A 13,398-nucleotide genomic window follows, 5' to 3' on the forward strand; every position below is an offset into this window, starting at 1 on the left:
CTGAGCTTGTCGAAGGGTCCAGCCCGCTCATGAGCGCGCAGGATGCGCGCGGTCCGGAAGAGTCAAACCTCGCCGTCGTGCTCGCCGATCCGGGGCGCTTTCTCGGTGCCGCCGGCGCGCTCGCCGTCGAGGCTGAGGGGCAGGCCGTGGAAGAGGGCGGGGCTGCCGGGATAGGGCTTGGCGAACATCCCGAGCGCGGCGGTCTGGGCCAGCTCCAGCACCTGCGGCACCGAGTTCAGCGGCCCGTTGGGCACGCCCAGTGCGTCCAGCCTGGCCGACCAGTGGGCGCGGCTCTGTTTCTTCATAATGTCGGCGATCATGCCGAGCAAGAGCTCGCGCCGCTCCAGCCGATCGACGTTGGTGCGGAAACGCGGCTCGTCCGGCCATTCGGGATGGCCCAGCGCCTCGGCAAACTTGCGCCACAGCCGGTCGTTGCCGGGGCAGACCATCAATGGCCCGTCGCTGCACTCGAAGGCCTGATAGGGCGTGAGCGTGGGATGGCCGGTGCCTTGGCGCGGCGGCATGCGGCCGGTGACGGAATACTGCGCCACGTGGTTGGAGGCCCACATCAGGCCCGATTCGAACAGCGACGTGCCGACGAGGCAGCCTTCGCCGGTCGTGTTGCGCCTGGCCAGGGCGGCGAGGATGCCGATCGCCGTCCACATGCCAGTCGAGAGATCGATGATGGAGACGCCGACCCGCGCCGCCGGTCCCGAGGGATCGCCGTTCAGCGAGATCAGCCCCGCCACCGCCTGGATGATCGGCTCGTAACCCGGCCGCTCCTTCCACGGACCCGCGTTCCCGAAGGCGCTGAGATCGGCATAGATCAGCTTCGGGAAGCGCTTGCGCAGCGTCGGGCCATCGATGCCGAACTTCGCCGGCACATCGGCGCGCAGGTTGTGGACGAACACGTCGGCTGCACCGATGCGTTCGATCAGCGCCTCGCGTTGCCCCACCTCGGCGAGATCGCAGGTGATCGACTTCTTGCCGCGGTTCAGCGCGATGAAGCCGGTCGCGGCGCCGTCGACGAAGGGCGGTCCCCATTTGCGCGCGTCGTCGCCCTCGGGCCGCTCGACCTTCACCACTTCGGCGCCGAGGAAGGCCAGGATCTGGCCGCAATAGGGGCCGGCGAGGTTCTGGCCGAACTCGACGACCCGGAGCCCTTCCAGCGGCTTGCTCATCGCAGGTTGCTTCCCAGGATCTCGCGCGCGATCACCATGCGCTGCACCTCGCTCGGGCCCTCGCCGACGCGGCGGATGCGCATCTCGCGATACCAGCGTTCGAGCGGCAGATCCTTGGTCATGCCCATGCCGCCATGGATCTGCATGGCGCGATCGACCACGCGGCCGCCGCCCTCGGAGGCGGTGAGCTTGGCGATCGCGGCCTCGGTGCGGAAGGGCAGGCCGCGCCGCGCTTTCTCCGCCGCCTCGAGCGTGAAGTGGCGGGCGGTGCGGATGTCGATCTCGTTGTCGACCAGCATCCACTGCACAGCCTGGCGGTTGGCGAGCTTCTCGCCGAAGGTGGTGCGCATCTTGGCCCATTCGATCGCCATCTCGTGGGCCGCGATCGCGACGCCGATGCAGCCCGCGGCGTAAGGGATGCGCTGGCGGGTGAGCCGGTCGTTGGCGACGGCGAAGCCCTTGTTCACCTCGCCCAGTACCTGGTGGTCCGACACCCAGCAGTCCTTGAACTCGAGCTCGGTGGCGTAGTGCGAGGAGCGCAGCGTGTGCACGACGCGGCGGACATGGAAGCCCGGCGTGTCGGAATCGACGATGAAGCAGGTGATGCCGGCGCGGCCCTTGCTGGCATCGGTGCGGGCGAAGACGATGCCGTACTGCGCGCGGTCGGCGTTGGAGATGAAGATCTTGGACCCGTTCAGCACCCAGCCGTTGTCCTTGCGCTCGGCCCTGGTCTGGATGGCGCGCGCCGGGTCGCTGCCGCCCGACGGCTCGGTGAGGCCGAAGAAGGCCTTCTTCTCGCCGCGCAGCGTTGGATAGAGGTAGCGCTCCTTCTGGTCCTCGTTGGCCTCGAAGATCTGCGCCAGCCCCGCGCCGCCGAAGGTGCCGTAGCAGGGCACGTAGAGACCGGCCCGATGCTGCGCCATCTCGATCGCCAGCAGCACGCGCGTCACGATGTCGATGTCCGGCCCGCCGAATTCCCTCGGGATGTCGATGCCGAACAGGCCCATCGCCTTGGTCTTGTCGGTGAGGCGCTTGAAGTCGTCCGGCGGCAACTCCGACGAGTCGGGATCGAGCTTGGCCTCGAGCGGGATGATCTCCTCGCGCACGAAGCGGCGTACCTGGTCGATCAGCATCTGCTGCTCGGACGACGGTTCGAAATCCATGGGCGTTTCCTTCAGTGGCGCGTCACGCCGGGCTCAGCCGGCCCAGCACCGGCGGCGGATTCTTCGCATTGTCGGGCGGCAGCGCGCCATGGTCGGCCTGATGCACCATCAGGAGCTCGAACCAGCGCGAGCGGTACTGCATGTTCACCTCGACGCGGAACTGGCAGCCCGCGCCGCGTTCCTTTGCCTCGCGCAAGAGCTCGCTGCGCAGGCCGAAGGGCGAGCGCGCACCGGCTTGGCCGATATAAAGAATGGCGCCCTTGGCGTCGGCGATCTGATAGACGCCGAGCTGGCCCGGCAGGCGCGCCGCCGCCTCGGCCGTCAGGAGCTGCCACGGCTTGTCGAGGCGCAGCCGGATCGACATGGCCTTACTTGCCCTGGAACCGGGCCGTGCGCTTCTCGAGCCTGGCCTTCATGCCCTCCTGCGCGTCCTGGCTCTGCATCGCCGCGCGCACCAGCGCGTCGACGTCGTCGTGCGCGATGCCGTCGCGAAACTCGAGCTGGCGCACCGTGAGTGCCTTCATGGCCTTGAGCGAGAGTGGTGCGTTGGCAGCGAGCCGGTCGATCACCTTCCGCGCCTCGGCCTCGAGCTCAGCCGCCGGCACGCAGCGTGCGATCAGGCCCAGGGCGTGGAGCTTGGTCGCGGGCAGCGGGTCGCCGAGCAGCAGCATCTCGCGCGTCGTGACCGGCCCCAGCACCTCCATCAGCTTCTTGGCCAGGAACCAGTTGGGCGCGAGACCGACCTGGGCGAGCGACATGCCGAAGCGCGCCTTGTCGCTGGCGATCACGAGGTCGCAGTGCAGCGCCAGCTCGTTGCCGCCGGCAATGGCGTCGCCCTGCACCACGGCGACCACGGGCAGCGGGCAGAGCTCGATCGCGCGCAGCATGACCTCGATGCCGCTCGCCTCGCCGGCGCCGGCGCTCCTGCTGCGCTCCTTCATGTCGAGCCCGGCGCAGAAGACGTTGCCCTTGCCGCGCACCACGATCACACGGTCCTCGGCCGCGACCGGCGCCTTCATCGCCGTGATCATCTCGTTCAGCAGCTCGCTGTCCAGCGCGTTGCGCTTCTCGGGCCGGTTCATCCAGACGGTTCTGACCGGACCGTTCTTCTCGACGATGACCTTCCCCATCGCGCCCTCCTCCAGTGCTCGGCATCTGTTTTAGCCGGCTGGCAGAATGAGGCAAAGGCGGAAGGCCCAGTTTGCCGCCATGCGGCTCATAGGAGCGCCATCTTCGGGACCGCGGGCGCCTGCCCTGAGCTTGTCGAAGGGTCCAGCCCGCTCATGAGCGCGCAGGATGCGCGCGGTCCGCAGAGCAGGAGCGCCACCGGAGTGGTGCGCTCCACGGATCACATGAACAGCTTCTCGGACTTGCGGTTGGTGTAGAGGCTGGCGACGAACTCGCCGTAGCCGTTGTAGATCTGCGTGGGGATGCGTTCGTCGCTGCCGAGCGGCTTCTCGGTCGCCTGGCTCCAGCGCGGGTGGGGCACGGCGGGGTTCACGTTGGCCCAGAAGCCGTACTCGTTGTCCTGCAGTGCCTCCCAGAACGAGACCGGCCGCTTGTCGGTGAACTCGATGCTGACGATCGCCTTCACGCTCTTGAAGCCGTACTTCCACGGCACCACCAGCCTGAGCGGCGCGCCGTTCTGCTTCACGATCGGTTTGCCGTAGAGACCGGTGGCGATGAAGGTGAGGTCGTGCATGGCCTCGTCCATCGCCAGCCCCTCGGTGTAGGGCCACGGCCACAGCGGGTCCTTCTGCTCGAACATGACCGAGGGCTTGTGCAGCGTCTTCATGGCGACGTACTTGGGATTGCCGGCGGGCTTGCAGAACTCGACCAGCGACTTCATCGAAAAGCCGCTCCACGGCACGATCATCGACCAGGTCTCGACACAGCGGTGCCGGTAGACGCGCTCCTCGATCGGCAGCTTGGCGATGAGTTCGTCGAAGCCGATCTCGAACGGCTTCTCGACCTTGCCCGAGACCTTGATGGTCCACGGCCGGATATCGAGCTTCTGCGCCGCCCGCCAGATGCTCTTGTCGGTGCCGAACTCGTAGTAGTTGTTGTAGGTGATCGGCAACCGCTCCGGCGTCACGGGCGAAGGCGCGCCGAACCTGTCGTCGCGCCTGGCCGGATAGAGATGTGCGGTGGGATCGGCGGCCTTGTCGTCGGCCAGGACGGCGCGGGGCAGCGCCAGCCCGGCGGCCGAGGCGGCGAGCCCCAGCCCCATCGCCTGCACGAGCCGGCGGCGGTCGAGATAAAGTCCTTCGGGCGCCGCCTGCCGCTCGGGCAGCTCCCAGCCCTGCTTGCGCTTGATCAACATCTTCTGCTCCTCGCGCGCTATGCGCTCGTGCCTGTCACCTCGAGGATTTTGGGCCACATCTTCTGCTTCCAGCCCTCGTTGCCGGTCGCCGTGAAGACGATCCTGCGGTCCTGCGCCAGGATGAAGCGGGGCGTCCAGTCGCCGTGCTGCTTGCCTTCGTCGCTCGCCAGGAAATCGGCGAGAATCCAGCGCGCATCAGGCGGCCAGTATTTCTCCTCGAGGATCAGGCTCAGGTTGGCGGGATGGACGACGCGGTAGTCCAGCTTCTGGAAGGCCGCGGACTTCAGGAAAGCGGGTTCGGACTGGGCACGCCAGATCTTGCAGCCGCCTCAAAGCTCGTGGCCGACGAACACCAGCATCGGACGACCCGCCTGGGCACGACCGACGCCCATCCAGGACGACGCGGCCGCGAGAGCGAGCCCGCCCATCGTCAAAGACCGTCTCTTCAGCATTGTTGCCTCTCCTCGCGGAAGCTCTCCCACGAGGCCAATATGCGCGTCGCGCGGCAGCGGTGAAACCCCGCTCACCGGCTTGTGAAACGGTGTCATCCCGACACGAAGACGCACCCTATGCCGCTGCGCGCTTCTTCGTCTCCTCGACGATGCGGTCGGCGGTACGGCCGACCAGCTCCTGCAGATGGTCGAAGGTGGCGTGCCAGGTGCCGACACCCTGCGTCACCGAGCGGATCTCGACGATCATGTCGGCGACCTCGGCCTCGGGCATCAGCGCCGACACCTCGTCCCAGCCGTTCCAGCCCGTGCGGGCGTCGTAGCCCAGGAGCTGGCCGCGGCGGCCGGAGATCAGCCGCTGGATGCGCGACGTCGCGTCGCTGGGGGCGGCGACCGTGACCTTCAGGATCGGCTCCAGCAGCACCGGCTTGCACTTGGGCATCGCCTCGGTCATGGCGATGCGCGCCGCCATCTTGAACGACATCTCCGAGCTGTCGACGCTGTGGTACTGGCCGTCCACCAGCGTCACCTCGAGATCGACCACCGGCTGGCCGAGCGGGCCTTCCTTGAGATAGTCGCGCAGGCCCTCCTCGACGGCGGGGATGAAGTTGCGCGGCACGACGCCGCCCACGATCTTGTCGACGAAGCGGAAGCCCGAGCCGCGCGGCAGCGGCCGGATCTCGATCTTGATGTCGCCGAACTGGCCGTGCCCGCCGGTCTGGCGCTTGTAGCGCGCATGCTGGGTCGCGCCGGCCTGGATGGTCTCGCGGTAGGCGACGCGCGGTGGATGGGTGTCGACGGCGATGTTGTAGCGGCCGGCGAGCTTGTCGATCGCGACCTTGAGATGCGTCTCGCCCTGGCCCTTCAGCAGCAGCTCGTGCGTCTCGGCCCGCTGCTCGTAGGCGAGTGACGGATCCTCCTCGACGATCTTCTGCAGCGCGCCCGAGAGCTTCACCTCGTCGTTGCGGTTCCGGGCGGCGAGCGCGAGCGCGAACACCGGCGGCTCGGGAATGGGGAAGTCGGCCACCGGACTTATGCCGGCGCCCGAGAGCGACTGGCCCGACGACAGCGCCTCCATCTTGGCGATCGCCACGATCTCGCCGGCCCTGGCCTCGGCCACCTTGTCGAGACGCTGGCCGAACGGCCGGAACAGGCTGCCCACGCGCTGGCCGCCGAGGCTCTGGCCTTCGCCGATCGTGCCCGACCAGACGCGGCAGATGGAGAGCTTGCCGGCATGCGCCTGATGCAGGACCTTGAAGCATTCCGCCATCGCCGCGCCGTTCGAGGGCAGGTCGCGGCGTTTGGCCGTCTCGGCGACGAAGGGCGTGTCGTGGCGCAGCGCCTTCAGGAGGCGGCGCACGCCGTTCTCGCGATCGCCGGCGCCCAGCAGGACGGGCGCGATCTTCTGCGCGCCGAACTCGTCGTGCAGGTCGCGGTAGATCAGCGACTTCTCGGGCGCCACATCCTCGATGAGCTGCTCGAGCAGCGTGTCGTCGAACTCCGACAGCGTCTCCAGCATCTCGCGCCGGGCCTCGCTCTCGCGCGGCAGGATCTCGGCCGGCATCTCGATCAGGTCGGAGGCGCCGCTCGACTTGTAGCGGTAGGCGCGCTCGCTCACGAGATCGACATAGCCCACCGTCTCCTCGCCGCCGTTGGCGGTGGTGCGGCGGATCGGCACCTGGCGCAGCACGAGCTTGCGCGACGAGACGGTCTGCAGCGCCGCCAGCATGTCGCGCACGCGGCCTTCCGCCGAGTCGATCTTGTTGACGAAGAACAGGTGGGGGATGAGGTTGTCCTCGATGTATCTCAGCAGCGGCGTCAGCGCCACGACCCGCTCGGGCGAGGGCTCGCAGACCAGGACGGCGGCATCGGCGACGGCGAGCGCCGCCAGCGCGTCGTGCTGCAGCTCGATCGAGCCCGGCGTGTCGACGAAGGTCCACTGATCGCCGAGATAGTCGATCGAGGCGATGTTGATCTCGGTGCCCATGCCGCGCTTGCGCGCCTCGGCCGAGGCGTCGCCGATGGAGGTGCCGGCGCGCGTCGAGCCGCGCCGGCCGATGGCCCCCGTCGCGTAGAGGATGCTCTCGAGCAGGCTGGTCTTGCCAGAGAGATACGGCCCGCACAGCGCCACCACGCGGTGCGCGCCGCTGCCTGGTCTGCCTCCGAGCACTGTTCCGGTGGTGAGGTCGGTCATGACGTCGTCCTCCTTCCGCGCGAGCGCGCGCCTGGAAGCTCCGGAAGACGTCTCCCGAACGGACGGCCCTGGCGTGACCGCGCGCAGGACCGGCAGGCTGCTCCAGCGTCCGTGGACGGTCGCTACTCTTGGTCTCTCGGCCGTGACGCGAACGCAGGATGATCGACCCGCGGCGCCTCGATCGGAGCGAAGCCCCTTTTCGACGAAATGCTTTCACTCCGGCGAGAGCGAGTCAATCAGCGGTCACAGGAAGAATCTTGCGAAGGCGCTCATCGGAGCGCGGTCCAGCCACGGTCGTGTCATCCCGAGCGAATGCGAGGGATCCTTGATCGACGCCAGCCAAAGAACCCTCGCTGCGCCCGGGATGACACGGCCTGTTGAGATCCAAGGCATCCGTTTCAATCCCGAGGTCTGCCCTCGGTCGGTGACGAACTCCAGCGGCGCGGCATGAGCGGCTTACGTCTGTGAGCGCAACCGTACAGCGAGGCCCTTGGCCGCGCGCTCCAGGCAGTCGATGAAGCGCACCGCGGCCGGCGCGGGGGCGTGAACCTTGGAGTAGTAGAGGCAGGTCCTGAGCACGATGCGCGGGCGGAACGGCCGCACGACGACGCCCGGGAAGATCTCCTGCGCCAGCATCAGCGGGTTCATGAGGCCGATGCCCACGCTCTGCTGCACCAGGCTGCAGACACCGATCGCGTTGGCGGCGACGATGGGCGTGGTGTAGGGGATGCCGGCCTGCTGGAAGGCGGCGGCGATGAGCTGGGTCGTCGCCGAGGTCTCGGCGAGGCCGATCAACGACTGGTCAGCGAGGTCCCTGGCGCGGATGGCACTCCGGCGCCCGAGCGGATGGCGTCGCGGCAGGACGGCGACGAGCGCGGTCTCGCAGAGATCGCGCGTGACGCAGAGCTGCATCACGCGCGCGTCGATGTTCTTCACGATCGGCGTGCCGACGCCGAGGTCGACCTCGTTGGCCGCGACCTTGTCGAGAAGGTGCCGTGTCGTGTCGATCGCGATCTCGATCCGCACGTCCGGCCAGCGCCGATGGAAATCCTCGATGGCGACGGGCAGGACCGATACCAGCGCCGGTCCCGCCGTGCCGACCACGATCTGGCCGATGTCGCCGCCGCGCAGTGCGTGGGCGGCATGGCGCGCGCGGTCGAGGTGGTCCACGGCGCGCTGGGCGAAGGGCAGCAGGCGCTCGGCCTCGGCGGTCGCCGCAAGCCGGCCGTTGGCGTTGCGGAACAGCTTCAGCCCGGTTTCCCGTTCGAGGCCCTTCAGGCTCTTGCTCACCGCCGCCATCGAGATGCCGAGCTTGTCCGCCGCCTCCGACATGTTGCGGCTCAGGATCATGGTCAGGAAGATCTCGAAATGGCGGGTCGTGATCGCCGTGGAGAGCATGGGTGTCCCGAACCGTGTCAGTTCCGAGCGCCGCCGTGAAAGATCCCTCGCGTTCGCTCGGGATGACACGTCAGTTCGGACGCGAAAAACTGTGTCATCCCGAGGCCGAAGGCCGAGGGACCTTTGTCGATCGTGGCGCGAGTTAACTAAAAGTTAAGTCCATTGTGCTTGCGGTTGCAAGCGGGCCTGCGTTATGGCCCGCGCCCAAGGAAGGAAACAGCCCATGCCCGACGCCAGCAAGAACCCGTCGGCCGCGGACCTCGCACGCAAGATGCGGGGCCTGATCGGCCGCTACACCGAAAAAACGTTCGACTGGGACGCCTTTCCCGGCAGCCGCGGCTTTGCCGACCTGCAGCGCGCCCAGCTCCGCTATGTCGGCGCCGGCGGCTCGCCCAAGAGCGACGATCCCTCGACCCTCAGGGCCGAGCATTTCACCTTCAGCCTGGTCAACCAGCCGGTCGGCAAGTTCGCGGCCTCGCACTCCCACGAGATCGTCGAGCATTTCATGGTCCTGCAGGGCGTGCTGACGGTGGGCTGGGTGTGGGGCGAGGAGGTGATCGAGGCCAGGCTCGGGCCGAAGGACCTGGTGCTGAACAGCCTCGGCCGGCCGCACGGCTTCCGCAACGACGGCATCGAGCCGGTGCTGATGCAGATCACGGTCGGCAGCGGCACGCCGCTGGCGCCCGTCTATGTCTGCCATCCCAAGAGCAAGGACCTCGAGCTGTCGCGCCGCTTCGGCGCGCCGACGCCGGACAAGATCCAGCCGTTTCGACCCGATAGTGACGACTTCCGGCACAAGGAGATGGCCTCCCACGTCATTCGCTACCGCGACCGCACGCCGGTCTGGAACGAGGCGGGCTTCGCGGTGATGAACTATGTCGGCGGCACCGGCGCGCCGCCGCAGCACTACCGCATGGATCTGGTCCGTCTGCCGCGCGGCAAGGCGGTCGCGCCCTATGCGCGCGACGTCGAGGACGTCTATTTCGTCATCGAGGGTGCGATCACCGTCGGCTGGGAGGAGGACGGCAAGGTCGTCGAGCAGCGCCTGGGCGCGCGCGACCTCATCTTCAATCCGGCCGGCCGGCCGCATTATTTCCGCAACGACGGCGCGACGGACGCCGAGTTCACAATGGTCGTGGGCACGCCCAAGCCCGAGACCGTCACTTTCAAAGCGGCGTGAGCCTCGCCCGCGAGGCCACGGGTGAGGCCGGCCGGCGCGCGTCCGGTGGCGCGGCCATCACCTATCTGGAAGCGGGCCGCGGCGAGCCGCTGGTGCTCCTGCACGGTATCGGCTCGGCCGCGCGCTCGTTCTGCGACCAGCTCGACGGGCTCTCGGCCTGCTGGCGGGTGATCGCCTGGGATGCGCCGGGCTATGGTGCCTCGACGGCGCTGTCGTCCGAAGCCCCGAGTGCCGACGACTATGCCGCGCGGCTGGCCGCCTTCCTCGACGATCTCGGGATCGAGGCCTGTCATCTGCTGGGCCATTCGCTGGGCTGCCTGATGGCGGCGCGCTTCGCCGTGCGCCATCCGGAGCGGGTGCGCTCGCTCAGCCTGTGCAGCGTCGCGGCCGGCCACGGCCTGCTGCCGGCCGGGGAATGCCGACGGCTGCTCGACCAGCGCGTCAACGATGTCGCGACTCTCGGCCCCGCCGAGATGGCGCGCCGGCGCGGACCGCGCCTGGTCGCTCCCGGAGCGGCGCCGGCTATCCTGCAGCGTGTGGTCGATATCATGGCCTCGGTGCGGCCCGACGGTTACGCCCAGGCGGCGCGCATGCTATCGAGGGCTGACATCAAGGCCGATATCGTCCGGCTGCCGGCCGATCTGCCGGTGCAGATCGTCTATGGCGACGCGGATGTCGTCACGCCGCCGGCGAAGAACCGGGAGGTGGCGGCGCTCCGGCCCGGCGCGCGGGTGACGGTCATACCCAACGCCGGTCATGCGCTCTATCTCGAGCAGCCGCAGGCCTTCAATTCGATCGTCGCGGAGTTCCTCGCGACGGCGCGCTCCTAGGCGGAACCGACCATGTCGAGGCAACCATCCGCCGTCCTGTCGGGATTCCTGACGCTGCTCGCCGTGCTGGTGCTGTGGCAGGCGGCGTCGATCGTGTTCGCGATCCCGGACTACGTGGTGCCCGCACCCTATGCGGTGCTGAAGGAGATCGCGCGGCACCCCGGCTTCTACCTTGTGCAGAGTGCGGTCACGCTGCGCTCGACGCTGATCGGCTTCGTCGCCGCCACGGTGGTCGGCATCCTGGTCGGCACCGTCACCGCCTATTCGAGGATCTGCCGCCAGACCATCTATCCGCTGATCCTGCTGCTGCAGGGCGTGCCCAAGGTGGCGCTGGCGCCGGTGCTGATCGTGTTCTTCGGCTTCGGACTGGAGTTCCAGGTCGTCGTGGTGGCGTCGATCGCCTTCTTTCCGGTGGTCATCAACACGGTGCTGGGCCTCACCTCGGTCGACCGCGACCTGATCCTGCTGTCGCGCGTGCTGCGCACGCCGAGACTCAAGGAGTTCCTGATGATCGGCCTGCCGCATGCCGCGCCGTCGATCTTCTCCGGCATGAAGGTCGCCATGACGCTGTCGGTGATCGGCGCCGTGGTGTCGGAGTTCGTGTCGAGCGAGGCGGGGCTCGGTCACACGCTGATCGTGGCCAATTCGGAGTTCAACACCGCCATGTCCTTTGCCGCCATTCTCCTGCTTTCCCTGATGACGTTCGCCCTGTTCGGCGTCCTGCGGCTCCTGGAGCGCTTCGTCGTTCCGTGGTCCGAAGAGGCCGCCATCCAGATCGAGCTCTGATTTCGCCCCGGAGGTTGCCATGTCGAAATCCAGCCTGCTGTCGCGTCGCGCGTTCTCGGCCATGGTCGCGGCCGGCGGCCTCGCGGCGCCGTTCGCCGCACGGCATGCGCGCGCGCAATCGCCCAGGAACGTCACCTTCCTGCTCGACGTGCCGGCCTATTCCAAGCACGCGCTGTTCTATCCGGCGATCGACAACGGCTACTTCGCCAAGCGCGGGCTGGAGGTGACGTTCGGATCGGCCAAGGGCTCGGCCGACGCCGCGCAGCGGCTGGTCTCCAAGGCGGCCGACTTCGCCTTCATCGACGCCGGTGTGGCGGTGCTCGCGCGCGGCAAGGGCCTGCCGCTCAAGCTCACCAGCATGGTCGCCTACAAGAACATGATGTCCTTGGTGGGCTTCGGCGATCCGCCGGTCACCAGACCCAAGGATCTGGAGGGCCGCAAGATCGCTGCCGCGCCGGGCGACTCGGTACGCACGGGGTTCATTGCAATCTCCAAACCCAACGGCGTCGACCTGGGCAAGGTCGAGTGGGTCACCACCGATTCGACCAACAAGCGCACGCTGCTGTTCTCCGGCAAGGTCGGCGCGACCTGCGACTACGCCGTCAACTTCCCGGTCTACGAGAAGGGCGCGGCCAAGCTCGGCAAGAAGGTGTCGCAGATCCTGCTCGCCGACTTCGGCCTCGACATCTACAGCAACGGCGTCACGACGCGCGACGATGTCATCAAGAGCGATCCGGAGCTGGTGAAGAACTTCAACGACGCGCTGGTCGAGTCGATGGTCTTCTCGATCGACAATCGCGACGAGGCGGTGCGCATCTTCCTGAAGCACAATCCGCAGTTCGATCCCGAGCTCACGCGGCAGGGCCTCGATGTGGCGATCGCCCATCTGATGGTGCCGGAAGTGGCAAAGCACGGCATCGGACCGATGGAGCCGGCCAAGATGGCGAAGACCATCGAGGCGATGAAGGCGCACTTCGGCCTCGCCGCCGAGGTCAAGCCGGCCGACATCTTCACCAACGACTATGTGACGTCCGGCCACAAGCCGACCAAGGCTGCCTGACAATGATCGACGCCGCCGCCGCACCGGCGATCGAGATCGCCGGCCTCAGCAAGCGCTACGGGCGCGACGGCAAGGGCACGCTCGCCCTCACCGACGTCGACGTGACGGTCGGCCGGCACGAGTTCGTGACGCTGGTCGGCCCGAGCGGCTGCGGCAAGTCGACCCTGCTCAAGGTCATCTCCGGCATCGAGCCCGCGACCTCGGGCAGCGTCAGGCGCTTCGGCGAGCCCGTGACCGGGCCGACGCCCGACATCGGCATGGTGTTCCAGTCGCCGGTGCTGATGAAGTGGCGCACCATCCTCGACAACGTGCTGTTCCCGATCGACGCGCTCGGGCTCAGGCGCCGCGATTATACCGACAAGGCGATGGCGCTGCTGAAGCTCGCCGGGCTGGAGTCGTTCGCCAGGGCCCGGCCGCGCGAGCTGTCGGGCGGCATGCAGCAGCGCGCCGCGCTCTGTCGGGCGCTGATCTACGATCCGCCCTTCCTGCTGATGGACGAGCCGTTCGGCGCCCTCGATGCGCTGACGCGCGACCAGATGAATGTCGAGCTGATGCGCATCTGGAGCGAGACCAAGAAGGCGACGCTGCTCATCACCCACAGCGTCGCCGAGGCGGTGTTCCTGGCCGACCGCGTCCTGGTGATGAGCGAGCGGCCGGGCACGATCCTGGCCGACGTGGCGATCGACCTGCCGCGCCCGCGCCAGACCAGCATCCGCACCACGCCCGCCTTCGGCGAATATGTGCGCAAGCTGAGCGCCATGCTGGGCGTCCACGACTGACGCTGCCATTCAGAGGAACGCACCATCAGGAAAGAAGTGGTGCGCTTTAGCCACC

Annotated in this window: 13 protein-coding genes; 5 read left to right on the forward strand and 8 right to left on the reverse strand. The window is 68.0% G+C overall.

Annotated features, from left to right (window positions below; translation table 11 throughout):
• Positions 1-62: 62 nt before the first annotated feature.
• From OJF58_RS18430 to OJF58_RS18465, 8 genes are all read right to left on the reverse strand, one after another.
• Positions 63-1,181 (reverse strand): CoA transferase, encoded by a 1,119-nt coding sequence (locus OJF58_RS18430; RefSeq protein ID WP_300779175.1) that lies wholly within the window; start codon positions 1,179-1,181, stop codon positions 63-65.
• The gene (locus tag OJF58_RS18435) at positions 1,178-2,344 is read right to left on the reverse strand and encodes an acyl-CoA dehydrogenase family protein (RefSeq protein ID WP_300779176.1); all 1,167 of its coding nucleotides are present in this window, start codon (positions 2,342-2,344) and stop codon (positions 1,178-1,180) included. The genes OJF58_RS18430 and OJF58_RS18435 overlap by 4 nt, the downstream gene beginning before the upstream one ends.
• Positions 2,345-2,366: 22 nt before the next feature.
• A complete protein-coding gene (locus OJF58_RS18440) occupies positions 2,367-2,708 on the reverse strand; it encodes a hypothetical protein (RefSeq protein WP_300779177.1) in 342 nt (113 codons plus the stop codon).
• Positions 2,709-2,712: 4 nt separating this feature from the next.
• Positions 2,713-3,474: an enoyl-CoA hydratase-related protein gene (locus tag OJF58_RS18445; protein WP_300779178.1), complete on the reverse strand. Its 762-nt coding sequence runs from the start codon at positions 3,472-3,474 to the stop codon at positions 2,713-2,715.
• A gap of 218 nt (positions 3,475-3,692) precedes the next feature.
• Complete coding sequence (gene msrP / locus OJF58_RS18450; protein WP_300779179.1) at positions 3,693-4,667, reverse strand: protein-methionine-sulfoxide reductase catalytic subunit MsrP; 975 nt, start codon at positions 4,665-4,667, stop codon at positions 3,693-3,695.
• Positions 4,668-4,996: 329 nt separating this feature from the next.
• Positions 4,997-5,119, reverse strand: coding sequence for a hypothetical protein (locus tag OJF58_RS18455; protein ID WP_300779180.1), 123 nt, complete (start codon positions 5,117-5,119; stop codon positions 4,997-4,999).
• Positions 5,120-5,234: 115 nt separating this feature from the next.
• Complete coding sequence (locus OJF58_RS18460) at positions 5,235-7,310, reverse strand: elongation factor G (RefSeq protein ID WP_300779181.1); 2,076 nt, start codon at positions 7,308-7,310, stop codon at positions 5,235-5,237.
• A 456-nt stretch (positions 7,311-7,766) separates the two neighbouring features.
• On the reverse strand, positions 7,767-8,708 hold the full coding sequence (locus OJF58_RS18465; protein WP_300779182.1) for a LysR substrate-binding domain-containing protein: 942 nt from the start codon (positions 8,706-8,708) through the stop codon (positions 7,767-7,769).
• A 223-nt stretch (positions 8,709-8,931) separates the two neighbouring features.
• Between OJF58_RS18465 and OJF58_RS18470 the strand changes: the two genes are divergently transcribed.
• From OJF58_RS18470 to OJF58_RS18490, 5 genes are read left to right on the forward strand one after another with little or no spacing between them, the layout of a single operon-like run.
• The gene (locus tag OJF58_RS18470; protein WP_300779183.1) at positions 8,932-9,888 is read left to right on the forward strand and encodes a cupin domain-containing protein; all 957 of its coding nucleotides are present in this window, start codon (positions 8,932-8,934) and stop codon (positions 9,886-9,888) included.
• Positions 9,885-10,718: an alpha/beta fold hydrolase gene (locus OJF58_RS18475; RefSeq protein WP_300779184.1), complete on the forward strand. Its 834-nt coding sequence runs from the start codon at positions 9,885-9,887 to the stop codon at positions 10,716-10,718. Before OJF58_RS18470 ends, OJF58_RS18475 begins: the two co-directional genes overlap by 4 nt.
• 12 nt (positions 10,719-10,730) lie before the next feature.
• Positions 10,731-11,504 (forward strand): ABC transporter permease, encoded by a 774-nt coding sequence (locus OJF58_RS18480; RefSeq protein WP_300779186.1) that lies wholly within the window; start codon positions 10,731-10,733, stop codon positions 11,502-11,504.
• Positions 11,505-11,523: 19 nt separating this feature from the next.
• On the forward strand, positions 11,524-12,564 hold the full coding sequence (locus tag OJF58_RS18485; protein WP_300779188.1) for an ABC transporter substrate-binding protein: 1,041 nt from the start codon (positions 11,524-11,526) through the stop codon (positions 12,562-12,564).
• Between the two features lie 2 nt (positions 12,565-12,566).
• Positions 12,567-13,343 carry an ABC transporter ATP-binding protein gene (locus OJF58_RS18490; RefSeq protein ID WP_300779189.1) on the forward strand — a complete coding sequence of 259 codons (777 nt, stop codon included), beginning with the start codon at positions 12,567-12,569 and terminating at the stop codon, positions 13,341-13,343.
• Positions 13,344-13,398 lie beyond the last annotated feature (55 nt).

This window comes from Enhydrobacter sp., assembly GCF_030246845.1.
In the GTDB taxonomy this organism is placed as follows: domain Bacteria; phylum Pseudomonadota; class Alphaproteobacteria; order Reyranellales; family Reyranellaceae; genus Reyranella.